Raw genomic sequence first — 24,000 nt, 5'->3', positions numbered from 1 at the left:
TTTATTTGGCGTACTTGCGGAACTCGGGCTTGCGCTTGTCCTTCAGCGCATTGACGCCTTCGCGCGACTCGTCGGTGTCGTAATAGAGCTTGAGCGCGTACATGCCCAGGCCGGCAATGCCGCTCTGGTGGGCCGTGTCCATGTTGAAGCTGCGCTTGGCGATGGCGATGGCCGTGGGACTGCGCTCGCAGATGGTCTCGGCCCATTCCTGCACAGTCTCGTCCAGCTTCTCGGGCGGCACGCAGAGGTTGGCCAGGCCCATGTCCACGGCTTCCTGGCCGGAGTAGCGCTTGTTCAGGTACCAGATCTCGCGCGCCTTTTTCTCGCCGACCACGCGGGCGAGGAAAGCGGTGCCGTAGCCTGGATCGACCGAACCCATCTTGGGGCCGACCTGGCCGAAGATCGCCTTCTCGGAGCAGATCGTCAGGTCGCAGATCGTGCACAGCACGTTGCCGCCGCCAATGGCGAAGCCCTGCACGCGGGCGATCACCGGCTTGGGCACGTCGCGGATGGCGGTGTGCAGCTCTTCCATCGGCAGGCCGATGGTGCCGCGGCCGTCGTAGTTGCCGTCGTGCGCCGACTGGTCACCACCGGTGCAGAACGCCTTCTCGCCGGCGCCGGCCAGCACGATGCAGCCCACGTTGCGGTCGTAACCCGCCTTGTTCAGCGCCTTGATGATCTCGTCGCAGGTCGTGCCGCGAAACGCGTTCATCTTGTCCGGGCGGTTGATGGTGATCCAGGCCACGCCGTTGCGGACCTCGTACAGGATGTCTTCGAAGTTCATGGTTTTCTCTTTTGATGCGGAAAGGCGGAGGGTCAGCCGTTCATGGTCAGGCCGCCCGAGACGCTGAGGACCTGCCCGGTGACGAAGGCAGCGTCCTCGCTGGCGAAGAACAGGATGGCGCCCGGCAGGTCGCCGGGCTGGCCGATGCGGCCCAGGGGAATGGAGCGCGTGAACGCCTCCATCAGCTTCTCGGGGTTGCCCGCGCCTTCCTTGTATTCGGCGAAGAGCGCCGTGTCGGTCGGGCCGGGACACACCACGTTCACGGTGATGCCGTGGCGCGCATGCTCACGGGCGACGGTCTTGGAGAACGACACCAGACCACCCTTGCACGCGGCGTACACCGCCTCGCCGCTGGAGCCCACGCGCGCCGCGTCGGAAGCGATGTTGACGATGCGGCCCGCCTTGCGTGACGCCATGCCCGGCAGCACCGCGTGGTGCATGTGCAGCGCACCCGTGAGGTTGACGGCGATCAGCTTGTCCCACTGCGCCGGCTCGGTCTTGGTGAAGGGCTTGAACACGTCCCAGCCCGCGTTGTTGACCAGCACGTCGATGGGGCCGAGTTGGGCCTCGGTGGCCGCCACGGCAGCGTCGACGCTGGCGCGGTCCGTGATGTCGCACTTCAGCGCCTGCGCCACTCCGCCGTCGGCGCGGATCTGCGCCGCCACCTTCTCGGCCGCTTCGAGGTTGAGGTCAAACACCGCGACGCGCGCGCCCTCCTTGCCAAACCGCAGGCAGGTCGCCCCGCCGATGCCGCCGCCGCCACCGGTCACGACGATGGTCTTGTGTTCGAATCGCTTCATTGCTTGTCCTCTGGAGGTTGTCAGGGTTGTCGGGTTGTCCGATGATTCGCCGTGTTCACGACCCACATAGGTCAATATGTTTACGCAATTCTAGATCGCATGCGCGGCATGCGCAAGCCCACATTTTTGGCGAATATCATGGTTAACTCCAGTCAATCACCCCTTTCAACCAAGCTGGATCTGGCCAACAGGTTGTTTTTCAGGCTCTACCAATGTGCAAACATGTTGCATAAAACGGGGTCACGCGCCGTGGAGGCAGAAGGGCTGACGACGCAGCAATGGGCGGTGCTGGGCGCGCTGTCGCGCGAGAAGGCCGAAGGCGGCATGAGCATGGGCGACCTGGCCAAGTACCTGATGGTGAGCAGGCAAAACCTGTCGGGCCTCATCAGCCGCATGGAGCGCGACGGACACGTGGCCATTGCCCCGGACGGACGCGATCGCCGCTCGCGCCTCGTGTCCATGACCGAATCGGGGCGGCACGTCTGGCACGTGCTGGCCCAGCCCAAGATCCAGGCGTACTACGAAGACATCCTGGGCGACTTCTCGGTCAACGACGTGACCCACACGCTGCACTACCTGCTGAAGATCCTGGAGAACATGCAGCGCCTGGACACAGACTGGGTCAACGGCGGAAACGAAGCGGAAACGCCCGCAGACCAGGGCGGCGCATAGGGGGCGCGCGGCACGACGCCGCGACCCGACATGCCGTTGGCGCTATGGCAAATGCATCCGGCTGGAAGAGGGGACGGGTTGGTTGCCTCGGGTGCGCTTGCCTGGCGGAAACGCCGAGGGAGGCACCCTGCTGAGACGAGGAAGATCACTGCAGAGTGATCGCCTGGTGCCCGGGGTCGGAATCGAACCGACACTCCTTTCGGAACCGGATTTTGAGTCCGGCGCGTCTACCAATTTCACCACCCGGGCGTCTGGATGGGGGATCGGAAATTATGGCACAGTGCTGGGGATGAACTACCCGACGATCGAAGACGCCATCGGCAAAACCCCGCTGGTCGCCCTGCAACGGCTGGGCGCGGCCAGCAACCAGGCGCGTGGCAACGTGATCCTGGGCAAGCTCGAAGGCAACAACCCTGCCGGCTCGGTGAAAGACCGCCCGGCGGTGTCGATGATCAAGCGCGCCGAAGAACGCGGTGACATCAAACCCGGCGACACCCTGATCGAAGCCACCTCGGGCAACACCGGCATTGCGCTGGCCATGGCTGCCGCCATCAAGGGTTACCGCATGGTGCTGATCATGCCGGAGGACCTGTCGATCGAGCGCGCCCAGACCATGAAGGCTTTCGGTGCCGAGCTCATCCTCACGCCCAAGAGCGGTGGCATGGAGTCGGCGCGCGACCTGGCCGAGAAGATGCAGGCCGACGGCAAGGGCCGGGTGCTGGATCAGTTTGCCAACGCCGACAACCCGCGCATCCACTACGAGACCACCGGCCCCGAAATCTGGGAGCAGACCGGCGGGCGCATCACCCACTTCGTGAGCGCCATGGGCACCACCGGCACCATCACCGGCGTGTCGCGTTTCCTGAAGGAAAAGAACCCGGCGATCCGCATCGTCGGCGCCCAGCCCAGCGAGGGTTCGCGCATCCCCGGCATCCGCAAATGGCCGACCGAGTACCTGCCCCGCATCTACGACCCGAGCGCGGTCGACGAGTTGGTCTACGTGAGCCAGTCGGACGCGGAAGAAATGTGCCGCCAGATGGCGCGCGAAGAAGGCATCTTCGGCGGCATCTCGGCGGCCGGCGCCCTGTGGGTGGCGCAGCAGATTGCCAACCAGGTGGAGAACGCCACCATCGTCTTCGTGGTCTGCGACCGCGGTGACCGTTACCTGTCCACGGGCGTGTTTCCGGCCTGAGCCGCACTGGACGCACGCTGCCATGAGCACCGCTTTCCGGTTCTGCCCCGCCTGCGCCACGCCGCTGGCCATGATCGCCATGCAGGAAGACGGTGGCCTCACCGAGCGCCTGCGCTGCCCGTCCTGCGGCTTCACCCACTGGAACAACCCCACGCCGGTGCTGGCGGCCATCGTCGAACTCGACGGCCAGATCCTGCTGGCGCGCAATGCCGCCTGGCCAACGAAGATGTACGGCCTCATCACCGGCTTCATGGAGGCCGGCGAAACGCCGGAAGAGGGCATCCGGCGCGAGATCGGCGAAGAAACGTCTCTCAGTGTGGACGCGCTGTCGCTGGTGGCTGTGCACGATTTCCAGCGCATGAACCAGGTCATCATCACCTACCACGCGCGTGCGCATGGCGAGGTGCGGCTGTCGCCCGAGCTGGTTGACTACAAGCTCGTGCCACCCGCGCAGGTGCGCTGCTGGCGCGCCGGCACCGGCCTGGCGCTGGCGCAGTGGCTGCGGCAACAGGGGCACGAGCCGGTCTTCCTGGAAGACCTGGTGCAGAAACCCGCCGCGGGTTCAGCCGACAGCGCCGGTTAGCGGGGCAGGGCCCGGGCGTGCGCCGCCCGCCGTGCGCGGCTTAGAATCACCCCCATCCCAGGAATACCCCCCCCCCATGACTGCCGACAAAGAACTCGATGCCCGCGGCCTGAACTGCCCGTTGCCCATTCTCAAAGCGAAAAAGGCCCTGGCCGACATGCTGAGCGGCCAGACGCTGAAGGTCATCTCGACCGACGCGGGTTCGGTGCGCGACTTCCAGGCGTTTGCCAAACAGACGGGCAACATGCTGGTCGAACAGCAGACGGTCGGCAGCGACCACGTCACCCTGCTCAAGCGCCGCTGATTCCAGGCAGGCGCACCGGTTCAACCACCTCCATCCGCCCTGCCCACCATGGAAGTCCTGCTGCTCGATCCCCTTGTGCCCGAGGCCCTGGCCTGGCTGCAGGAGCGGCACGAGGTCAGCTTCATGCCCGAGCTGGCCGACGATCTCGTCGCGCTGCGCAAGTGCACCTACAAGACCCGCGCCATCGTGCTGCCGCCGCACGTGGTGGTGTCCAGTGAATTCCTGGACTTCGCGCCGAAGCTCGAGCTGGTGGCGCGCATGCAGATCTCCAGCGACAACACCGACCTCGACGCCTGCGCGCGGCGCAATGTGCGCGTGCTGCAGGCGCGCAGCGCCACGGTGCGCTCGAACGCCGAGTACGTGCTCTACGGTCTGCTGATGCTGTACCGCCGCGGCATGGTCAGCGCTTTGCTGGGGCGCAAGATTTCGCAGGTGCGCATGGGCCGTGAGCTCTCGGGCAGCACGGTTGGCCTGCTCGGCCTGGCGCCGGTGGCCCACACGCTGGCGCCGATGCTGCGCAGCCTGGGCGTGCGCGTGCTGGGTTACGACCCGGCGGTGCACCACGCGTCCGACATCTGGGACAAGCTCAAGGTCGAGCCGGTGTCGCAGTACGACCTGATGGCGCATTCCGACGCCATCTCGCTGCAGATGGTCTATGCCTCGCGTTTCCGCGGCTGGATCAACGAACGCCTGCTCAACCACTGCAAGCCGGGCCAGCTGTGGGTCGGCGTGAGCCGCAGTGCGCTGTTCGACGCCGAGGCGCTGGCGCTGGCGCTGTGCGATGGTCGCATCGACGCCTGCCTGCTCGATGGTGCCAACCCGCAGTTCGCGGCCGAAGGCACGCCGCTGCACGGCATTCCCAACCTGCACCTGACACCGCGCCTGGGTTCACACACGCGCGAAGCCAAGCTGCGTGCCAGCTGGTACCTGGCACACCGCATCCACGAGACGCTCTCGCCCGAGGCCGTGCCGCACCACGAAAACCGCCTGAGCGATTTTTCGGTGCTGGACAACGTGGACTACCAGGACACGACGAGCAGCGATCCACAGGCGGTGTCACCGTCGCAGTGGAGCTCGATCGCAATGCATCGGGGCTAACCCCCCGCGCCGCACCGGCGGTGCGTCACCCTCCAGGGGGCGACACCAGCGGCCCGGCAAAGCCGGTTCCGCAGTGTCTCTGGATGGGCTTCCTCTCGTTGACGGTGCCGCTGCTCAGGCGCCCAGGCGTTGCAACTGCTCGCGCACCTTGTCCAGCGTCGCGCCGAAATCGGCCACGCGCTTTTTCTCCTGCTCGATCACCGCCGGTGGCGCCTTGGCGACGAAGGCTTCGTTCGAGAGTTTGCCGTTGGCCTTGGTGATCTCGCCTTCCAGGCGCGCCGCTTCCTTGCCCAGGCGGGCCTTTTCGGCGGCGACGTCGATCTCCATGAACAGGCACAGGCGGGCCTGGCCCACCACCGCCACCGGGGCGGCTTGCGCGGCCGCGGCCCAGGCGGCCTCGTCGTCGAACACGCGCACCTCGCTCAGCTTGGCCAGGGCCTGCAGCACCGGGCCGGCGGACTGCATGAAAGCGGTGTTGCCCAGCACGTAGAGTGGCAGGCGCGTTGCGGGCGACACGTTCATCTCGCTGCGCAGGGCGCGGCAGGCGTCCACCAGCGCCTTGAGCTCGGCCACGTGGGCGATGGCCGCCTCGTCGATCTTTTCCGGCTGCGCCTGCGGGTACTTCGCCACGCTGACCGAGGCGCCCGGCAGGCCGGCCACGGGCGCGACCTTCTGCCACAGCTCTTCGGTGATGAAGGGAATGATCGGGTGGGCCAGGCGCAGGATGGCCTCGAGCGTGCGGATCAGCGTGCGGCGCGTGGCGCGTTGTTGCGCCTCGTTGCCGGTGTTGATCTGCACCTTGGCGATTTCCAGGTACCAGTCGCAGAACTCGTTCCAGACGAAGTCGTAGATCGCGTTCGCCACGTTGTCCAGCCGGTACTCGGCAAAGCCCTTGGCCACCTCGGCTTCCACCTTCTGCAGCGCCGAGCTGATCCAGCGGTCGGCCTGGCTGAAGCTCATGTAGCCGTGGGCCTTGCTGCCCACTTCGCAGTCGGCCTTGGTGTGTTCCATCAGCCCGCAGTCGTGGCCTTCGCAGTTCATCAGCGTGAAGCGCGTGGCGTTCCAGAGCTTGTTGCAGAAGTTGCGGTAACCCTCGCAGCGCTTGCTGTCGAAGTTGATGTTGCGGCCCAGCGAGGCCAGTGCGGCGAAGGTGAAGCGCAGCGCGTCGGCGCCGTAGGCCGGAATGCCGTCGGGGAATTCCTTCTCGGTCTGCTTGCGCACCTTGGGCGCGGTCTCGGGCTTGCGCAGGCCGGTGGTGCGTTTGTCGAGCAAGGGCGCGAGCGCGATGCCGTCGATCAGGTCCACCGGGTCGAGCACGTTGCCTTCGCTCTTGCTCATCTTCTGGCCCTGTGCGTCGCGCACCAGGCCGTGCATGTAGACGTGCTTGAACGGCACGCGGCCGGTGAAGTGGGACGTCATCATGATCATCCGGGCGACCCAGAAGAAGATGATGTCGTAGCCCGTCACCAGCACGGTGGATGGCAGGTAGAGGTTGTAGTCGTCGGTGGCGCTGTCACCCTGGTTCGGCCAGCCCATGGTGCTGAAGGGCACCAGGGCCGAGGAGTACCAGGTGTCGAGCACGTCGGGGTCGCGCGTGAGCGTCTTGCCCGGTGCCTGGGCCTGTGCATCGGCTTCGTTGCGCGCCACGATCACCTGGCCGTCTTCGGTGTACCAGGCCGGGATCTGGTGGCCCCACCAGAGCTGGCGCGAGATGCACCAGTCCTGGATGTTGTTCATCCACTGGTTGTAGGTGTTGACCCAGTTCTCGGGCACGAAGGTCACCTCGCCCGACTGCACGGCGGCGATGGCCTTGTCGGCGATGGAGGTGCCGCTGGTGTTCTTCTCGTTGCCCTTGGACTGCATGGCGACGAACCACTGGTCGGTGAGCATGGGTTCGATCACCTGGCCGGTGCGCTCGCAGCGCGGCACCATGAGCTTGTGCTTCTTGGTCTCCACCAGCAGGCCGGCGGCTTCCAGATCGGCCACCACCGCCTTGCGGGCGACGAAGCGGTCCATGCCTTGGTACTTGGCAGGCGCGTTTTCGTTGATGGCCGCGTCCAGCGTGAGCACGCCGATGATGGGCAGGCCGTGGCGTTGGCCCACCGCATAGTCGTTGGTGTCGTGCGCGGGCGTGACCTTCACCACGCCGGTGCCGAAGGCGCGGTCCACGTAGTCGTCGGCGATCACCGGAATTTCACGGTCGCAGAGTGGCAGCTTCACCAGCTTGCCGATCAGTGCGGTGTAGCGCTCGTCTTCCGGGTGCACCATCACCGCCACGTCGCCCAGCAGGGTTTCGGGGCGGGTGGTGGCCACTGTGAGCGAACCGCTGCCGTCGGCCAGCGGGTAGGCGATGTGCCAGAGGAAACCGTCTTCCTCTTCGCTCTCCACTTCGAGGTCGGACACGGCGGACTTGAGCACCGGGTCCCAGTTCACCAGGCGTTTGCCGCGGTAGATCAGGCCCTGCTCGTAGAGGCGCACAAAGGTTTCGGTGACGACGATGCTGAGCTTGTCGTCCATGGTGAAGTACTCGCGGCCCCAGTCCACGCTGTCGCCCATGCGGCGCATCTGCGAGGTGATGGTGTTGCCGCTCTGTTCCTTCCACTCCCAGACCTTGGCGACGAAGTTCTTGCGCGCCTCGGCCGGCGTCGGTCCCATGTCGTGGCGGCTGATGCCCTGGGTCTTCAGCTGGCGCTCCACCACGATCTGGGTGGCGATGCCGGCGTGGTCGGTGCCGGGCACCCAGACCGTGTTCGCGCCCGCCATGCGGTGGTAGCGCGTGAGGCTGTCCATGATGGTCTGGTTGAACGCGTGGCCCATGTGCAGGGTGCCGGTCACGTTCGGTGGCGGCAGCTGAATGGCGAACGAGGGCGCACCGGCCTCGGGTACCCCGGTGCCGCGAAAGCCCGCGGCACCGTAGCCGCGCTGCTCCCACTCGGGGCCCCAGCGGGCTTCGAGCGGAGCGGGTTCGAAGGATTTGGACAGGCTGTCGAGGCCGGGTTGGGCGGGCGTTTGGGACATGGTGGGAATCGGGGGTAAGTCCGGGCAGTTTCGGGAGTGGCCCGGCGCAGCGGGAAGTGCTTGATTTTACGGGCCACCCGGGCGACAGGCTGGCGGCCCCGCCAGTGCCAGACTGGACCGCACAGACCCTCGGCCCACTCTGGAGACCCCATGAAAAAAGCGCTGCTGTTCCTGCTGCTCGCCGCCGTGCTGCTGGTGGCCTATCTGCTGCTCTGGCCGGTGCCCGTGCGGCGCCACCGGCGCCCGGCTACAGCGGCGCGCACGCCGCCAACACCCGGCTGGCCGGGCTGCAGCAGATCGACCTGGGTGGCGAAGAAGGGCCGGAGCAGGTGCTGCTCGGCCCCGACGGCCTGCTGTACACCACCGTGGCCAGCGGCAAGGTACTGCGCATGGCGCCCGACGGCACGCAGCTGCAGACCCATGTGGACACCGGCGGGCGCGTGCTCGGTTTTGACTTCGACCGCGCGGGCCGGCTGGTGGCGGCCGATGCCCTGCGCGGCCTGTTGCGGGTGGATCCGCAGGGCGCGGTCACGGTGTTGAGCGCCCGGTGGCGCGACGACCCGGTGCGCTACGCCGACGCGGTGGTGGTGAGCCGGCGGCCGGAGACGCCCGAGCAGATGTTCTTCACCGACGCCTCCACGCGTTTCGGTGCCCAGGCCTTTGGTGGCACCTTCGAGGCCAGCGTGCTCGACATCCTGGAGCAGTCCGCCACCGGCCGCGTGCTGGTGTACGACAGCGCCAGCGGCAGCACCGAGCGGGTGGCGCATGGGTTGTCCTTTGCCAACGGCATCGCGCTTTCTGCCGACGAGCAGACGCTGCTGGTGGCCGAGACCGGGCGTTACCGCATCTGGGCCATTCCGGCCCGGGCGCGTGAGCTGGACCTGTCCAACGGGCCGGCCGGTGGTGCGCGCGTGCTGCTCGACAACCTGCCCGGTTACCCCGACAACCTGATGCGCGGCGAGGCCGGGCGTTTCTGGGTCGGCCTGGTGAAGCCGCGCAACCCGGTGATCGACCGCATGGCGGCCCGGCCGCTGCTGCGCGAGATCACGCTGCGGCTGCCACGCGCGGCCTGGCCGATACCCAAGGCATACGGCCACGTGTTCGCCTTCACCGAAGACGGCCGCGTGGTGGCCGACTGGCAGGACCCCGCAGGCGCCTACCCCGACACGACCGGCCTCACCGAAACCGCCGACCGGCTCTACGTGCAGAGCCTGCACGCCAGGGCCCTCGGCTGGTTGCCGCGGCCGGCCGACCTGCCGCGCTGAGCCGGCAGGCGTGTTGGTTCAGGCGCCGCCGTTGGGCAGCTCGCGCGCCGCGGCGATGCAGTCGGCCAGCACGCGCGTGTCGCCCACCTGGTTGGCCAGCAGCAGGATCAGGCGGGCGTTGAACAGCTCGGCGGCTTCGCGGCTGAGGCCGGTGTGGGCGTCGAGCAGCTGCTCGTAGAACGCATCCGCGTCCTGGAAGTGCAGGGTGGTCTTCATGGCGTGGTTTCTCCGTGCAGGCCGAGCGCGGTTTCGATGGCGGCCACCAGGCTGCCGTTGAGGCGGTCGCCGCTGGCGGCGAGGTAGGCGTCTGGCCGCAGCAGGGCCCAGGCGCGGCCTTCCTGCAACTGGCAGGCCTTGCGCAACTGGTCGAGCGGGTCGCGCACGTGTTCCAGCGCCTGTGCCGGCGTGCGGCCCGCCGGCAGCACTTGCACCAGGCGCAGCGGCGCGTGCTGGCCGAGGCGGCGCAGGCGTTGCAGCTCGGCCGGCGAGAGTTCGCCGAACAGCAGCAGCAGCAACTGGCCTTCGGCCCAGTTCAGCAGCTCGTTGACCACGCCCTTGCTGCCGTCGGCCCAGGCGAAGGGCACGTTCTGCACCGACTGGCCGGCCGCGCTGCCGGCGCGGTAGCTGCAGGCGGTGGAGCGGTTGTAGGGGTTGGCCACCGCCATGCGGCCGGTGTTGATGAGGCTGCGCGCAAACGGGTACTGCTTGGCCAGGCCGATGGTGGCCTGGCGGAACAGGCGCTCGCTGCCGTCGGCCGGGCGCAGGAAACGCGCGGTGCGGTTGGTCACGCACACGTTCTGCTGCGCGGCCTCCAGCCGTTCGTCCTGGTAGCTCTGCAGCAGGGCGGCCGGGGCCTGGCCGCGTATCACGGCGGCGAGTTTCCAGGCCAGGTTGTCGGCGTCGGCCACGCCGGTGTTGCCGCCGCGTGCGCCGAAGGGGCTGACCACCTTGGCCGAATCGCCCATCAGGAACACCCGGCCGTGGCGCATCGCGTGCACGCATTCGCTGCGGTAGGCGTAGGGGCCGACCCAGACGATGTCCACCCCCACGTCGGGCCCGAACTGGCGCGCCAGGCGCTCGCGCACCACGTCTTCTCGGCTCACGTATTCGGGGTCGGCGTTGGGCGCCATCTGGTAGTCGATGCGCCAGACGTCGTCGGCCATCAGGTGCTGCCAGACGGCGCGGTTGTCGTTGAACGGGGCTTCGATCCAGGTGTGGCGCTCGGCCGGCGGGCGGGTGGTGAAGCGCACGTCGGCGATGCACCAGCGGTCGTCGCCGCGGCGCGAGTCGAACGGCACCTTCAACCACTTGCGCAGCGGGCTGTTGGAGCCGGTGGCGTCGATCACGTGGTCGGCTTCGATGCGGTAGCTGCCGGCCGGCGTTTCCACCGTGAGGGTGGCCACGTCCGCGGTCTGCCCGAAGGCGGTCAGCCGGTTCTGCCAGCGCAGCTCGACATGGCCGAGCTGCTGGATGCGGTCCACCAGGAAGGCCTCGATGTAGAACTGCTGGATGTTGATGAAGGGCGGCTGGCTGGAGAGGTGGAAGCTGTTCTGCTGGCGCAGATCGAAGTTGTAGACCTCGTCGTCACCGGCGAAGGTGCGGCCCACGCTCCACTGCGTGCCCTTGGCGGCGATGCGCTCGAAGATGCCCAGGCGCTGGAAGATCTCCAGCGATTTCTGGGTGTAGCAGATGCCGCGCGACGAAGCGCCCTTGACGCCCACCGTGTTGTCTTCGTCGAGCAGCACCGCACGCACACCCAGGCGCGCCAGCGAGCAGGCCAGCGTGAGGCCGGTGATGCCACCGCCGACGATCACGATCGGGTGGCGCACCAGGCCATCACCGCCCTGCAGTTCGGGCGGCGGCACGAAGGCGTACTCCGGCAGCACGTAACCGGCGCCGCTGGTGAGCTCGTAGTTGTTGGTGTGGGCGGTGTCTCGGTAGGCTGTCGCTGACATGCCTGTCTCCTGGTTGTGTGGTGTCTTTTTCGTTTTCACGCACTCGGCTCGTGCGCCTTCAACCTTCAAGCCGGTGCGGTTCAGGTCCAGCGCCGTCTCAATAACGCCAGCAGCATGGCCTCAGGCCTGGGTGGGTGCCACGAACTCCGGCCGGTCGTTCTGCTGCGGCTTGAGCGGGGCGGCGCTCTTGCCCTCGGCGCGCTCACGGCGCCACTGTTCCTTGCGCGCCGTCCATTCGGCCAGGCGAGCGTGCGCGGTCTTGCTTTCCTTGAGCATCTCGAACTCGTCGGCCAGCTGCGCCGTGAGCTCCAGACGGATGCCGTTGGGGTCGAAGAAGTAGATGCTCTTGAAGATGTGGTGGTCGGTCACGCCCAGCACCTCGATGCCGGCCGCTTCCAGGCGCGCCTTGGTGTTCTCCAGCTCCTGCACCGTGTCGACGCGGAAGCTGATGTGGTTCACCCACTTCGGCGTGTTCGGGCTCGGCAGCGCGGCCTCGTCGTCGCCGAGGTCGAAGAAGGCGATGAAAGAGCCGTCCTGCAGGCGGAAGAAGAAGTGCGTGTACGGGCAGTACTCGCCCGTGCTGGGCACCACGTCGCTCTGGATGATGTGGTACAGCGGCAGGCCCAGGATGTCTTCGTAGAAGTGCCGCGTTTCCTCGGCGTCTTTCGCGCGGTAGGCGTAGTGGTGCAGCTGCTGGATGGGCGCTGGCGGGGGCAGGGTGGCGGGGGTGGGCATGGCGGTCTCCTGTGGGTCGACGGACGCGGGCAAAGCTGCTTGGCGTTCACCATTATGCAATGCATTTCCCTTATCGTAACTTTATACACCTGCTGCGGAGTCCAGTTTGTGGAACCGTCCACCGGTTTTTGCGGGCCTGGCCGGGGGTGGCGCGGCCGGCGCTTTCGCCTTCGGGTGCTCCGGCAGGGCGTGACGAGGGCGTGCGGGTGCCTTGGTCATAATCGGGCTCACTGCACGATACCCCCACGGGGTGTGCACCCGCTCCCTGCTTTGTCTGCTCCGCGGCCCCGGGCCGCGCTTCACCGCCTGCCATGCTCTTCCTGATCTCGCCCGCCAAGGCCCTCGATTACGAGACCCCGCCCCACGTCACCACCCACACCCAGCCGCTGTTCGTGAAGCAGTCGAGCGAGCTCATCGAGGTGTTGCGCGAGAAGACACCGCTGCAGATCAGCCAGCTGATGAAACTCTCGGACGCGCTCTCGGGACTGAACGTGGCGCGTTACGAGGCCTGGGGCCCGAAGTTCACCGCGAAGAATGCCAAGCAGGCCGTGCTCGCCTTTGACGGTGATGTGTACGGCGGCCTGGACGCGAAGACCCTGGACGCCGCCCAGCTCGACTGGCTGCAGCAGCACCTGTGCATCCTCAGCGGCCTGTACGGCGTGCTGCGCCCGCTCGACTGGATGCAGCCCTACCGGCTGGAGATGGGCACCCGCCTGCAGACCGGCAAGGGCAGCAACCTGTACCAGTTCTGGGGCCGGCAGATCGCCGAGTACCTGAACGAGCGCGCCCAGGCCGAGCTGACCCCGGTGGTGGTCAACCTCGCCAGCGAGGAGTACTTCAAGGTGGTCGACCGCAAGGCCCTGGTGCCGCGTGTGGTCACCTGTGTGTTCGAGGAGCGCAAGGCCGATGGCTACAAGGTCATCAGCTTCATGGCCAAGCGCGCCCGTGGCCTGATGGTGCGTTACGCTGTCACGCATGGGCTCACCACGCCCGAGCAGCTCAAGGGCTTCGATCTTGAGGGCTACCGATTTGTGCCCGTCGCGTCCTCGACCGACCGGCTGGTGTTCCGCCGTGAGCAAAAGGCTTGAATTGAAATGACCCAGTCCGTCACCCCCGAACTCCGCCGTTGGATCATCGAGCAGGCGTCCGCCGGTTTTGAACCCGAGGCCGTGCTGACGTCCATGGTGGCGTCGGGCTGGCAGGAAGCAGTGGCGCTGGAGGCGCTGGAGAGCACGCTGCGCGAACACCTGCGCAGCCAGGCCGCCCAGCGGCCCGCCGCCACCATCGCCGCCGCGCCCGCCGAGGGCGTGCCGGTGCCCGATCTCGACCTGAGCCAGTCGCCGCGCCAGATCGACGCGGGCGACCGCGTGGTGGACGTGATCGTCTCGCTCAACCACCCGCGCGTGGTGGTGCTGGGCAACCTGCTCAGCGCCGAAGAGTGTGACGCGCTGATCGCCGCCGCCCGGCCGCACATGGCGCGTTCGCTCACGGTGGAAACCAAGACCGGCGGCGAAGAGCTCAACCCCGACCGCACCAGCAGCGGCATGTTCTTCACACGCGGCCAGACGCCTGAGGTGGCGGCGGTGGAGGCGCGCATCGCCCGCCTGCTCAACTGGCCGCTGGAAAACGGCGAAGGCGTCCAGGTGCTGAACTACAAGCCCGGCGCCGAGTACAAGCCGCACTACGACTACTTCGACACCAACGAACCCGGCACGCCCACCATCCTGCGCCGCGGCGGCCAGCGCGTGGCCACGCTGGTGATGTACCTGAACGAGCCCACCCGCGGCGGCGGCACCACCTTCCCCGACGTGGGTTTTGAGGTGGCACCGGTGCGTGGCAACGCGGTGTTCTTCAGCTACGACCGCGCCCACCCGTCCACCCGCACGCTGCACGGCGGCGCGCCGGTGATCGAGGGCGAAAAATGGGTTGCCACCAAATGGTTGCGCGAACGCGAGTTCGTCTGAGGCCGTGCCGGCACACCGCGCCACACCCACCGCCCGTTTCCATCTGAGGCCCACCCCATGAGCGCCAACACCCCTGAACAATCCCAGCTCGGCCGCGTCTCGGCCTACATCGACCAGTACGACGCGGCGCTGCTGTTCCCGCTGCCGCGCGAGGCCAAACGGCGCGAGATCGGCATTGCCGGCAGCGTGCCCTTTCTGGGCGCCGACCTCTGGACCGCCTTCGAGCTGAGCTGGCTCAACCTGCGCGGCAAACCCATGGTGGCGCTGGCCCACATCACCGTGCCCTGCGAGAGCACGCACATCGTGGAGAGCAAGTCTTTCAAGCTCTACCTCAACAGCTTCAACAACACGCGGTTCGCAAGCGCCGACGCGGTGCGCGACGCCATCCGCGCCGACATCAGCACCGCCATCTGGCACGGCGGCCCGGTGCAGGCCAGCGCCGGCGTGAAGTTGGTGCTGCCCGAACTGTTCGACCACGAGCCGGTGAACGAACTCAGCGGCCTGCTGCTCGACCGGCTGGACGTGGAGTGCACGCAGTACCAGCCCGCACCCGAGCTGCTGCGCGCGGCGGTGGACGAGCAACCGGTGACCGAAACCCTGGTGAGCCACCTGCTCAAGAGCAACTGCCTGGTGACCGGCCAGCCCGACTGGGGCAGCGTGCAGATCAGCTACAGCGGCCCGCAGATCGAACAGGCCGGCCTGCTGCAGTACATCGTGAGCTTTCGCAACCACAACGAATTCCACGAGCAGTGCGTCGAGCGCATCTACATGGACATCTGGCAGCGCTGCAAGCCCACCAAGCTGACGGTGTACGCGCGCTACACGCGCCGCGGCGGGCTGGACATCAACCCCTGGCGCAGCAGCCACCCGCAGTCGCCGCCAGCCAACGTGCGCACCGCGCGGCAGTAACGCGCAACAGCAACGCGGCCGTTGCGGGCCGCGTGGCGTGCAGCGGCGCTGCACGCCTCAGAGCATCTTCTGGATCAGCGCGCCCTTGAACAGCACCGGGCCGGTCGGGCCGCGTTCGCTCGGCACACCGCCCCTGGGTTCCAGGCTGATCGCGAGCGCCGGCACCTCGCGCACATCGCCCTCGCCAGCGGTGAGCTGCAGCAGGCGGTCCTGGCCGAGCACGCCGAGCGAGCGCGGCGCACCCGCCGGTGGCAGCGCCCACAGCTGCAGCGACTTGTCGCTCGCTTCCTGGAAACTGCCCACGCGCTGCAGCGTGAGCTTCTGGCTCTTGGGGTCGAAGGTCACCAGCATGGAGGCACCGGCCTGGTCGTCGTTGAGCACGGCCACGTATTCGATGGCGGGTGTGGCATCCAGCCGGGCCTGCAGTTCGCTCACCTGGGCCCCCAGCTGGTCGCGCAGGCCAACCGCGGCCACCAGGGCCAGCACCGTGGCCAGTGCGCCGGCCGCGGTGGCGCCGCGCCACAGCGCCAGGCTGCGCAGCCAGCCGCCGGTGGTGGTGGCGGGTGCCGTGGTGTTTGCGGACGATGCACGCGCAGCGGCCATGGCCTGCTGCTCGCTGTCGGCGCGCACCAGGTTTTCAATCCGCGTCCAGACCGCGGGAGAGGGCTCGCTCGGCGCCTGCAGTTCGTTCATGCTGGCGACGCGGCCCTGCCACACCAGGGCGGCGGCACGCACCGGTGCCTGTTCGCGTGCCAGGGCTTCGAAGCGGCGGCGCGCGCCACCGCGCAGCGTGCCGAGCGCGTGGGCGGCGGCCAGGCGGTCCAACAATTCGGGGTTTTTGAGCAGATTCATACCTGGCCTCACGCAAAACGCGCCATGCAGGTGCGCAACTGTTCCAGCCCGCGCCGGATCCAGGTCTTGACCGTGCCCAGCGGCAGCCGGAGCTGTTCGGCCAGCTCGCTGTGGCTGAGGTCGCGCAGGTAGGCCAGGCTGACCACCTCGCGCTGGCGGTTTTCCAGCTTGCCCAGGCACTGGTGCAGCGCCCAGGCCTGCTGGCTGGCCAGGCTCACGTCCATCGGGTTGGGCGACGCGCCTTCCATCGTGTCGGCCATGGCGTCGTCGATCTCGTCGCTGAGGTGGGCGCGTTCGGCGCTGCGCCGGCGCAGCGAATCCAGCGAGCGGCTGCGCACGATCAGACCCAGCCAGGCCATGGGCGGGCTCAGGCTGGCGCGGTAGTCGCCCGCGGTGCGCCAGATCTGCAGAAAGGTCTCCTGCAGCACGTCTTCGGCCCATTCGTGTTTGCCGACCACGCGCAGCGACAACCCGTAGAGCTTGGACGACACCAGCTCGTAGAGCGCTTTCAGGGCCGTCTCGTCGCGTTGGGCCACGCGGTCGATCAGGGCGATGAGGGTGTCGTCGGGTTGGAGGTCGCTCATGCGCGCATTGTGGGGCCGCGCGGGTGCTGGGTGTGTGCCGGGCGGGCGGCTCCAGACCAGCACGGGGAACGGGCCGGCGCTGCGGCGCCGTTGCTCCGCTGGGCTGGAGTTGGGGTCGGCGGGTGTGCTGGTGGGCGGGTGTGAGGGCTTCATGTCCCTCTGGATACGCCGCCCAGGGCGCGCCGGATTCAGGCCGCGCGCTGAAACCCTTCCAGCAGGTTGACCGCATTGACGCCCACCGCGTCCACCGCGTAACCGCCCTCGAAGGTGAACACCGTGGGCAGGCCGGCACTGGCCAGGGCGGCGCCGATGGCGGCGTAGTCGCCGCTCTTCAGCGTGAAGCCCGAGATCGGGTCGCCCTCGAAGGTGTCCAGGCCCAGCGGCACCACCAGCGCCGTGGCACCGCTGTCGCGCACCGCCTGCAGGCCCTGGTCGAGCGCGGCGCGCCAGGCCAGCACGCCGGTGCCGCGCGGCAGCGGCAGGTTGAGGTTGTGGCCTTCACCGGCACCGGCGCCGCGCTCGTCCGCATGGCCGAGAAAAAACGGGTACTCGGTGCTGGGGTCGCCGTGGATCGAGACCGTGAACACGTCGGCGCGCTCGTAGAAGATCGCCTGGGTGCCGTTGCCGTGGTGGTAGTCGACGTCGAGCACCGCCACCTGGCCGTGGCCGGCATCGCGCAGCGCCTGCGCGGCAATGGCGGCGCTGTTGAGGAAGCAGTAGCCGCCGAGGAAATCGGCGCCGGCGTGGTGGCCGGGCGGGCGCGTGAGCGCGAAGGCACTGCGTTCACCCGCGGCCACCGCCTGCGCCGCCGCCAGCGCGCAGGCCGCGCCACCGCGCGCGGCGGCCCAGGTGCCGGCGGTCAGCGGTGAGCCCGAGTCGAAGGAGAACAGGCCCAGCCGCGCCGCGAAGTTGGCCGGCAGCACGTCGGTGCGAAAGGCGTGGCGGTTGCCGATCGGCCAGACCGAGGGCAGGGCATCTCGTTGTGCGTTGGCCGGGTCCATGGCGACCCAGTCGTCCCAGGCGCTGGCCAGAAAAGCCAGGTAGCGCGCGTCGTGCACGCGGTGGATGGCGGCGTCCAGCGCAGCCTCCGGCAAGGCCGCGGCCTCCACGGTGCCCAGCGGGCGGCGGCGCAGCTCGTCGAGCACGAAACCCAGCCGCGCCGGCACCTCGTGGCAAGGCACCATGCGGCCGCGGAACATTTCCTGTTGACCGGCGTGGCCGGCGTGCTGCGGGTTGTGGAAGGTTTTCATGGCGTGTGGATGGCGACGGGCTTCGCCGCAGCGGGCGTGGGCGACCATCGTATCGAAACCCGTGCACCCGGAAACGCGGCACACTGGGCGGCCGCATTTCCGCCGCACCCATGGAGCACCCCATGATCTCTGCCCTGCTCGTGATCGATCTGCAACAAGGCCTGTGCGAGGGCGCGGGCCGGGCTCACGAGACCGACGCGTTGATTGCCCGCGTCAACCACGTGGTCGAGCGCTGGCGTGCGGCTGCCTGGCCGATCGTGTTCATCCAGCACGAATCCACCGGAGGTTATCTGGAGCACGGCACGCGCGAGTGGCAACTGGCCGACGGCCTGCAGGTGCAGCCCGGTGACCTGCGGGTGCGCAAGAAAACACCCGACGCGTTTCTGAACACCGACCTCGAGGCCCTGCTCAAGGCGCGGGGTGTGAAGGAGCTGGTGGTGTGCGGGCTGCACTCCGAGTTCTGCGTCGACACCACCACGCGGCGCGCGCTGGCGCTGGGCTATCCGGTGGCGCTGGTGGCCGATGGCCACAGCTCGGCCGGCAATGCGGTGCTGAGCGCGCCGCAGGTGATCGCGCACCACAACGCCACGCTGAGCAACATCTCCAGTTTCGGTCCGCGTGCGCGCCTGGTGCTCAGCGCCGAGCTGTAAGCACCCGGGTTCAGCCCAGCGACGAGAAGGGCTTGAGCGGCGCCAGCGGCGTGAAGTGGCCGGGGCGCTTGTCCTTCATGGCGGCGATGGACTCGCGCACGTGGGCGTTGCTCCACACCGTACCCTGCAGCCAGCCCATCTGGCGCAGGCTGTCTTCCACCGAGTGGTCGCGTGCGTAGTGGATGGCCTGCTTGCTGCCCCACACCGCCACGGGTGGTTTGCTGGCGATCTCCTTGGCGCATTGCAGCGCGGCGGCCAGCGTGGCCTCGGCGCTGTCGAACACCTCGTTGACCAGGCCGTAGGCCAGCGCCTTCGCGGCCGGCAGGCGGCGGCCGGTGTAGGCGAGTTCCTTGACCACCGCGAGCGGCATCAGCTTGGGCAGGCGTTGCAGCGTGCCCACGTCGGCCACCATGCCGATGTTGATCTCCTGGATGCAGAAGAAGGCGTCGGCGCTGGCGTAGCGGATGCAGGCGGCGGTGACCATGTCGACCGCGCCGCCGATGCAGCCGCCCTGGATGGCGCAGATCACCGGGATGCGCAGGTTCTCGATCTTCGTGAAGGTGGCCTGCATGTCGGTGAGCAGGTCGAAGATGGCGGCGCGGCCTTCGGGGCTCTGGTCGTCCATGCTGATCGCGCCAGCGAAGGTCTCCAGCGACATGCCGGCGCTGAAGTGTTTGCCGGTGCTGCTGATGACCAGGGCGCGCGCGCTGCCTTCGAGGTGGATCTGTGTCAGCACCGCGTCGAGCTCGCGCCAGAAGGTGGGGTGCATGGTGTTGAGCTCGGCGGGCCGGTTCAGCACCAGGTGGGCCACGTGGTCGGTGGTGCTGAGGGCGAAGCAGGTCGGTGCGGTCATGGCAGGGCGGGTCTCGGTGGTGGTGGAGGGCATGAGCAATCGCAGGCAATCGCGGCCACTGTAGCCCGCGCGCGCGCCCCGGGCTGTCACGGCCCGGACGCTGAGTCGTGCGGTGCTTCAGCCGTTGGGGTCGAGCCAGTCGCAGCGCAGGCGGTGCGCGCGGTGCACCTTGCGGCGCCAGCGCACGTACAGGCCGGGCGCCCAGATGCCCAGCAGGCAGATGGGCAGCAACCACAGGGCGTCGAGGCAGAAGACCAGCGCACCACCCATCCAGCCCATCAGCCACACGGTGAGCACACCGTCCCACAGTTGGTACTCCAGCGGGTGGTCCCTGCGGTGGGCCACGTGCCAGCGTTTGATGCGTTCCAGTTCGTCGAGACTGAGACAGAGGTTCATGACACACCCCCCTGGGAATGCGACCGACATCCCGTCCATGCCAATGTAGGTGGGGTACCTGCCCGCGTCAATGGACGCCGGGTGGTTCAGAACAGCTGCGCCGCCTCGGGCACGCGCTCGGGCTCGGGTGGCACCTCGCCGGGCTTGGCCAGCGAGCCCATGCGCACGCCGAGCAGGCGGATGCGCCGCGTGAGGTCCACCCGCTTGAGGCACAGGCCGGCGATGCGGCGGATGCTGGCCGCGTCGCTGGTGAAGTGGCCGATGGTGCTGTCGCGCGTGACGATCTGGAAGTTGTCGTAGCGCAGCTTCACGCCGATGGTCTTGCCGACATAACCCTTGCGCTGCAGGTCGTCGGCCACCTGCTCGCACAGGCGGGTGAAGATGGCGCCGAGTTCGGCGCGGTCGCGCACCGCGTGCAGGTCGCGGTCGAAGGTGGTCTCGCGGCTCATGCTGACCGGTTCGCTCTCGGTCTGCACGGCACGCTCGTCGCGGCCCCATGACACCTCGTGCAGCCAGGCGCCGTAGCTCTTGCCGAAGTGCTGCACCAGCCAGGGCTGCTCGCGCTGCGCCAGCTCGCCGATGGTGTGGATGCCGTGGCCCTGCAGCTTGGCATCGGCCTTGGGGCCGACGCCGTTGATCTTGCGGCAGGGCAGCGGCCAGATCAGGCGCTCCAGGTCGTCGGTGTGCACGATGCTGATACCGTTGGGTTTCTTGAACTCGCTCGCCATCTTGGCGATGAGCTTGTTGGGCGCCACGCCGATGGAGCAGGTCAGGCCGGTGGCCTGGAAGATGCTCTTCTGGATCAGCCGCGCCAGCACACGGCCGCCTTCGCGCTGGCCGCCCGGCACGTCGGTGAAGTCGATGTAGACCTCGTCCACGCCGCGGTCTTCCATCACCGGCGCGATCTCGCGGATGGTGCTTTTGAAGAGGCGCGAGATGCGCCGCACCTCGTCAAAGTCCACCGGCAGCAGGATGGCCTGCGGGCACAGCTTGGCGGCCTTCATCAGGCCCATGGCCGAGCCGACGCCGAACTGGCGCGCGGCGTAGGTGGCGGTGGTGGCCACGCCGCGGCCGGCGTAGTGCTCCAGCCGCGGGAAAAAATCCACCGGGATGCGGTCCAGCGTGGTGTCGTCCCACTCGCGTTCGGGGAAGGTCTGGCGCAGGCGCGCGAACATGTCGTCCTCGCGCCGCCGTCCGCCACCGATCACCACCGGCAGGCCCTTGAGCTGCGGGTAACGCAGCAACTCGACGGAGGCGAAGAACGCGTCCATGTCGAGGTGGGCGATGCGGCGCAGGCGGGGCGGGGGAGGGGTCACGGCGGTGAGCATAGCGGGATCACCTGCACACCGCCCGGGCGCTGCGGATTGTCCGTTGGGTGTGGCGTTGTGCGGGGCTGCGATGGGCGATGGGCGACGGGTTTGCGCGCGGGCCCTCACCCCAGCCCTCTCCCAGGGGGAGAGGGAGCAAGACACGGCGCAGTCGCGAGTGGTTTGATTTCCCGCACAGCAGAGAGGGGACGCAATGCCGTCGCGAGCTGTGCGCCATCCCCGGCGCGACGTGCATTGAACCAGGGCACTCGAGGCGCCGGCTCCGCCGGGCCCAGAGTGCGCCCCCCTCGCGCAGCAGAGGGGGGAGCGGCGCAGCCGCGCGGGGGGTGTTACTTCGGGTACGTGCCTGGCAGCAGGATGCTCTTGTCCACGTTCTGGATCTGCGTGTGGCCGCAGAAGGCCATGGTCAGGTCGAGTTCGTTGTGGATGATCTGCAGGCACTTGCTCACGCCGGCTTCGCCCATGGCGCCCAGGCCGTAGAGGAAGGGGCGGCCGATGTAGACGCCGCGTGCGCCCAGGGCCCGCGCTTTCAGCACGTCCTGGCCGCTGCGGATGCCGCCGTCCATGTGCACCTCGATCTGGCCGCCCACCGCATCGACGATGGAGGGCAGGGCTTCGATGCTGCTTTGCGCGCCGTCGAGCTGGCGGCCGCCGTGGTTGCTCACGATCAGCGCGTCGGCGCCCGAGGCCACGGCGAGCTTGGCGTCTTCCACGTCCTGGATGCCCTTGAGGATCAGCTTGCCGCCCCAGCGCTGCTTGATCCATTCCACGTCGCCCCAGTTGAGCGCCGGGTCGAACTGCTTGGCGGTCCACTCGCTCAGGCTGCCCATGTTCTCGATGCCCTCGACGTGGCCGAAGATGTTGCCGAAGTTGCGGCGTTGCGTGCCCAGCATGCCCAGCGCCCAGCGGGGCTTGCAGGCGATGTCGAGCAGGTTGGCCAGCGTCATCTTGGGCGGTGCGCTCAGGCCGTTCTTCAGGTCCTTGTGGCGCTGGCCGATGATCTGCAGGTCCAGCGTCAGCACCAGGGCGCCGCATCGGGCGGCCTTGGCGCGGTCGATCAGGCGTTCGATGAAACCGCGGTCCTTCATCACGTAGAGCTGGAACCAGAAGCCTTCGCCGGCGTGTTGTGCCACGTCTTCGATCGAGCAGATGCTCATGGTCGAGAGCGTGAACGGAATGCCGAACTTGCGCGCCGCGCGTGCCGCCAGGATCTCGCCGTCGGCGTGCTGCATGCCGGTCAGGCCGGTGGGTGCAATCGCCACCGGCATGGCCACGTCCTGGCCGATCATGGTGGTGCGCGTGCTGCGGTTCTCCATGTTGACGGCCACGCGCTGGCGCAGCTTGATCTTCTGGAAGTCTTCGTTGTTGGCTCGGTAGGTGCTCTCGGTCCACGAGCCGCTGTCGGCGTAGTCGTAGAACATGCGCGGCACGCGTTGCTGCGCCAGCAGGCGCAGGTCTTCCACGTTGGTGATGACGGTCATGTGTTGTGTATCCGGGTCGGTATTGCCTGCCCTGCATGGTAGCCGCCACCCCCGGCCCGTGCCGTGAAACCCGGTCGCCGGGCTTTGAATTTTCTTGACGGCGCGGCAGCGCCCTGCGAGTCAGGCGGCGGCCATGCGCCCGGTCAGCTGCTGCACGGTGTGGCGCAGGGCCGGGGTTTGCAGCAGCTCGCCGAGCCGGGCCAGCGCCAGCGGCGACAGGCTGGCGCGCAGGTGGTGCATGTCCACCGAGTCGTCGTCGGCCGGGCGGTAACCCTCCAGCGAGGCCAGCTGGCCCAGCGCCAGCCGTTCGCCCAGGCGCGCGCACAGGTAGGTCAGCGTCTGGCGCGGCAGGCCGTCGCCTCCACCTCCGCCGGCCTGCGCCGGTGGCGGGGATGCCACCAGCACGCGGCCGGCCTCGCGCACCTCGGCCAGCAGCGGCGCGGGCAGCGCCCAGCGCTGCATCAGCAGGTGGCCGATCTCGCTGGCGTTCAGGCCCAGCAGCTCCTGCTCCAGCCGCGCGCGGCCCAGGCGGTCGCGTTCCAGCCAGCCTGCCAGGCCGGGCTGCGGAATCACCGAGGCGGTGGCCAGCTGGCCGACAAAGCTCAGCACCACCTGCGTGCTCAGCGGGCCTTGTGCAGACCGGTGCAAGGCCTTGTCCAGCCGCGCGGCCAGTTCGCTGGCGATGGTGCAGGCGCGCCAGAGCGCGTCCAGCGTGCGCTGCACGCGCGGCAGCCGGGCCGGGAAGGAGGTGGCCAGCAGGTGCTGCAGGCAGATCTGGCGCACGCTCTGCAGCCCCAGGAAGTTCACCGCCTGGGCGAGGTCCCGCACCGGCGTCTGCAGGCCGTACAGCGGGCTGTTCACCGAGGCCAGCACCTTGACCGCGATCCAGGGCTCACCGGCGATCAGGGCGTGCAGCTCGGTCGCGCTGGCGCGTGCCATCAGGTCGGGCTCCAGCAGTTGCTGCAGCGTTTGTGGCGGGTTCGGCAGCTTGTGGATGGCGCCCAGCAGCGCCTCGCGTTTGTCGGCGTCCAGCTGGTCCTGGGTGCGCCATTGGAAACTTGCCAGCGCGCCGGGCAGGGGTGCGGCGGGAGGCTGCGCAGGGGCGGGTTCGGCCGGGGCCATGCCGGGTGCCTGCGCAGCGTCGCCCGCCGGTGCGGTGGCAACGGCGCTGCGGGCCGCACGGCGCTGCCACCAGAACACCGCCGCCAGGGCAGCGGCGGCCAGGGCCGCCAGGCCAACAAGGAACAGGGCAGACATGTGTGAACAGGCTCCGTACCGGGCACCACCGCCGGTGGCGGTGCGGTCCCCCGTCCTGTATCGGCAGGCC

24 protein-coding genes and 1 tRNA gene are annotated in these 24,000 nt (G+C 68.3%); 10 read left to right on the top strand and 15 right to left on the bottom strand.

The window, feature by feature from the left end:
• Nucleotide 1: 1 nt before the first annotated feature.
• Nucleotides 2-784 (bottom strand): 2-ketocyclohexanecarboxyl-CoA hydrolase, encoded by a 783-nt coding sequence (gene badI, locus HPA01S_RS07020; protein WP_066268210.1) that lies wholly within the window; start codon nt 782-784, stop codon nt 2-4.
• Nucleotides 785-816: 32 nt separating this feature from the next.
• Nucleotides 817-1,584, bottom strand: a complete 768-nt coding sequence (badH, locus tag HPA01S_RS07015; RefSeq protein WP_066268208.1) for a 2-hydroxycyclohexanecarboxyl-CoA dehydrogenase — start codon at nt 1,582-1,584, stop codon at nt 817-819.
• A gap of 138 nt (nt 1,585-1,722) precedes the next feature.
• Here badH and HPA01S_RS07010 point away from each other — a divergent pair, with 138 nt between their 5' ends.
• Nucleotides 1,723-2,256 (top strand): MarR family winged helix-turn-helix transcriptional regulator, encoded by a 534-nt coding sequence (locus HPA01S_RS07010; RefSeq protein WP_066268206.1) that lies wholly within the window; start codon nt 1,723-1,725, stop codon nt 2,254-2,256.
• 164 nt (nt 2,257-2,420) lie between these two features.
• Here the strand turns inward: HPA01S_RS07010 and HPA01S_RS07005 are convergent.
• A tRNA-Leu gene (locus HPA01S_RS07005) sits at nt 2,421-2,505 on the bottom strand.
• Nucleotides 2,506-2,545: 40 nt separating this feature from the next.
• Between HPA01S_RS07005 and cysM the strand changes: the two genes are divergently transcribed.
• The 4 genes from cysM to HPA01S_RS06985 all read left to right on the top strand — a co-directional run bounded on the left by cysM (nt 2,546) and on the right by HPA01S_RS06985 (nt 5,433).
• Entirely contained in the window at nt 2,546-3,448 is a 903-nt protein-coding gene (cysM, locus tag HPA01S_RS07000; RefSeq protein WP_066268204.1) for a cysteine synthase CysM, read from the top strand.
• Nucleotides 3,449-3,470: 22 nt separating this feature from the next.
• Entirely contained in the window at nt 3,471-4,031 is a 561-nt protein-coding gene (locus HPA01S_RS06995; RefSeq protein ID WP_066268202.1) for an NUDIX domain-containing protein, read from the top strand.
• A gap of 76 nt (nt 4,032-4,107) precedes the next feature.
• Entirely contained in the window at nt 4,108-4,335 is a 228-nt protein-coding gene (locus HPA01S_RS06990) for a sulfurtransferase TusA family protein (protein WP_066268198.1), read from the top strand.
• Nucleotides 4,336-4,383: 48 nt separating this feature from the next.
• A complete protein-coding gene (locus HPA01S_RS06985; RefSeq protein WP_066268197.1) occupies nt 4,384-5,433 on the top strand; it encodes an NAD(P)-dependent oxidoreductase in 1,050 nt (349 codons plus the stop codon).
• A gap of 114 nt (nt 5,434-5,547) precedes the next feature.
• Here the strand turns inward: HPA01S_RS06985 and HPA01S_RS06980 are convergent, their stop codons facing one another.
• Entirely contained in the window at nt 5,548-8,451 is a 2,904-nt protein-coding gene (locus tag HPA01S_RS06980; protein ID WP_066268196.1) for a valine--tRNA ligase, read from the bottom strand.
• A 104-nt stretch (nt 8,452-8,555) separates the two neighbouring features.
• Here HPA01S_RS06980 and HPA01S_RS06975 point away from each other — a divergent pair, with 104 nt between their 5' ends.
• The gene (locus HPA01S_RS06975; RefSeq protein WP_306307112.1) at nt 8,556-9,716 is read left to right on the top strand and encodes an SMP-30/gluconolactonase/LRE family protein; all 1,161 of its coding nucleotides are present in this window, start codon (nt 8,556-8,558) and stop codon (nt 9,714-9,716) included.
• A gap of 18 nt (nt 9,717-9,734) precedes the next feature.
• On the opposite strand, the gene HPA01S_RS06970 is transcribed toward HPA01S_RS06975, so the two are convergent.
• From HPA01S_RS06970 to HPA01S_RS06960, 3 genes are all read right to left on the bottom strand, one after another.
• Nucleotides 9,735-9,932, bottom strand: coding sequence for a DUF2783 domain-containing protein (locus tag HPA01S_RS06970; protein WP_066268194.1), 198 nt, complete (start codon nt 9,930-9,932; stop codon nt 9,735-9,737).
• Entirely contained in the window at nt 9,929-11,671 is a 1,743-nt protein-coding gene (locus HPA01S_RS06965) for an FAD-dependent oxidoreductase (protein ID WP_066268192.1), read from the bottom strand. The genes HPA01S_RS06970 and HPA01S_RS06965 overlap by 4 nt, the downstream gene beginning before the upstream one ends.
• 120 nt (nt 11,672-11,791) lie before the next feature.
• Nucleotides 11,792-12,406: a VOC family protein gene (locus tag HPA01S_RS06960; RefSeq protein WP_066268190.1), complete on the bottom strand. Its 615-nt coding sequence runs from the start codon at nt 12,404-12,406 to the stop codon at nt 11,792-11,794.
• 311 nt (nt 12,407-12,717) lie between these two features.
• Here HPA01S_RS06960 and yaaA point away from each other — a divergent pair, with 311 nt between their 5' ends.
• Genes yaaA through queF form a run of 3 tightly spaced genes read left to right on the top strand, consistent with a single transcriptional unit; the run spans nt 12,718 to nt 15,279 of the window.
• Nucleotides 12,718-13,494: a peroxide stress protein YaaA gene (yaaA, locus tag HPA01S_RS06955; RefSeq protein ID WP_066268185.1), complete on the top strand. Its 777-nt coding sequence runs from the start codon at nt 12,718-12,720 to the stop codon at nt 13,492-13,494.
• Nucleotides 13,495-13,500: 6 nt separating this feature from the next.
• Nucleotides 13,501-14,370, top strand: a complete 870-nt coding sequence (locus tag HPA01S_RS06950) for a 2OG-Fe(II) oxygenase (RefSeq protein ID WP_066268183.1) — start codon at nt 13,501-13,503, stop codon at nt 14,368-14,370.
• Between the two features lie 57 nt (nt 14,371-14,427).
• On the top strand, nt 14,428-15,279 hold the full coding sequence (queF, locus tag HPA01S_RS06945; protein ID WP_066268181.1) for an NADPH-dependent 7-cyano-7-deazaguanine reductase QueF: 852 nt from the start codon (nt 14,428-14,430) through the stop codon (nt 15,277-15,279).
• 57 nt (nt 15,280-15,336) lie between these two features.
• On the opposite strand, the gene HPA01S_RS06940 is transcribed toward queF, so the two are convergent.
• The 3 genes from HPA01S_RS06940 to HPA01S_RS06930 form a co-directional block, all read right to left on the bottom strand.
• Nucleotides 15,337-16,131 (bottom strand): anti-sigma factor, encoded by a 795-nt coding sequence (locus HPA01S_RS06940; protein ID WP_066268179.1) that lies wholly within the window; start codon nt 16,129-16,131, stop codon nt 15,337-15,339.
• Nucleotides 16,132-16,139: 8 nt separating this feature from the next.
• A complete protein-coding gene (locus tag HPA01S_RS06935) occupies nt 16,140-16,715 on the bottom strand; it encodes an RNA polymerase sigma factor (RefSeq protein WP_066268255.1) in 576 nt (191 codons plus the stop codon).
• A 188-nt stretch (nt 16,716-16,903) separates the two neighbouring features.
• Nucleotides 16,904-17,965 carry a histone deacetylase family protein gene (locus HPA01S_RS06930; RefSeq protein ID WP_066268177.1) on the bottom strand — a complete coding sequence of 354 codons (1,062 nt, stop codon included), beginning with the start codon at nt 17,963-17,965 and terminating at the stop codon, nt 16,904-16,906.
• Nucleotides 17,966-18,087: 122 nt separating this feature from the next.
• Here HPA01S_RS06930 and HPA01S_RS06925 point away from each other — a divergent pair, with 122 nt between their 5' ends.
• Nucleotides 18,088-18,615, top strand: a complete 528-nt coding sequence (locus HPA01S_RS06925) for a cysteine hydrolase family protein (RefSeq protein WP_066268174.1) — start codon at nt 18,088-18,090, stop codon at nt 18,613-18,615.
• 10 nt (nt 18,616-18,625) lie between these two features.
• Here the strand turns inward: HPA01S_RS06925 and HPA01S_RS06920 are convergent, their stop codons facing one another.
• The 5 genes from HPA01S_RS06920 to HPA01S_RS06900 all read right to left on the bottom strand — a co-directional run bounded on the left by HPA01S_RS06920 (nt 18,626) and on the right by HPA01S_RS06900 (nt 23,930).
• Nucleotides 18,626-19,468 carry an enoyl-CoA hydratase-related protein gene (locus tag HPA01S_RS06920; RefSeq protein ID WP_066268254.1) on the bottom strand — a complete coding sequence of 281 codons (843 nt, stop codon included), beginning with the start codon at nt 19,466-19,468 and terminating at the stop codon, nt 18,626-18,628.
• 117 nt (nt 19,469-19,585) lie between these two features.
• Nucleotides 19,586-19,864 (bottom strand): hypothetical protein, encoded by a 279-nt coding sequence (locus HPA01S_RS06915; protein ID WP_245638587.1) that lies wholly within the window; start codon nt 19,862-19,864, stop codon nt 19,586-19,588.
• Nucleotides 19,865-19,950: 86 nt separating this feature from the next.
• On the bottom strand, nt 19,951-21,192 hold the full coding sequence (locus HPA01S_RS06910; protein ID WP_066268171.1) for a Y-family DNA polymerase: 1,242 nt from the start codon (nt 21,190-21,192) through the stop codon (nt 19,951-19,953).
• A 329-nt stretch (nt 21,193-21,521) separates the two neighbouring features.
• On the bottom strand, nt 21,522-22,673 hold the full coding sequence (locus HPA01S_RS06905; RefSeq protein WP_066268170.1) for an alpha-hydroxy acid oxidase: 1,152 nt from the start codon (nt 22,671-22,673) through the stop codon (nt 21,522-21,524).
• A gap of 120 nt (nt 22,674-22,793) precedes the next feature.
• Nucleotides 22,794-23,930: an HDOD domain-containing protein gene (locus tag HPA01S_RS06900; RefSeq protein WP_066268169.1), complete on the bottom strand. Its 1,137-nt coding sequence runs from the start codon at nt 23,928-23,930 to the stop codon at nt 22,794-22,796.
• Nucleotides 23,931-24,000 lie beyond the last annotated feature (70 nt).

The sequence above is a fragment of the Hydrogenophaga palleronii NBRC 102513 genome, from assembly GCF_001571225.1.
GTDB classification, from domain to species: domain Bacteria; phylum Pseudomonadota; class Gammaproteobacteria; order Burkholderiales; family Burkholderiaceae_C; genus Hydrogenophaga; species Hydrogenophaga palleronii.
This window is presented reverse-complemented; position numbering and strand designations above follow the sequence as displayed.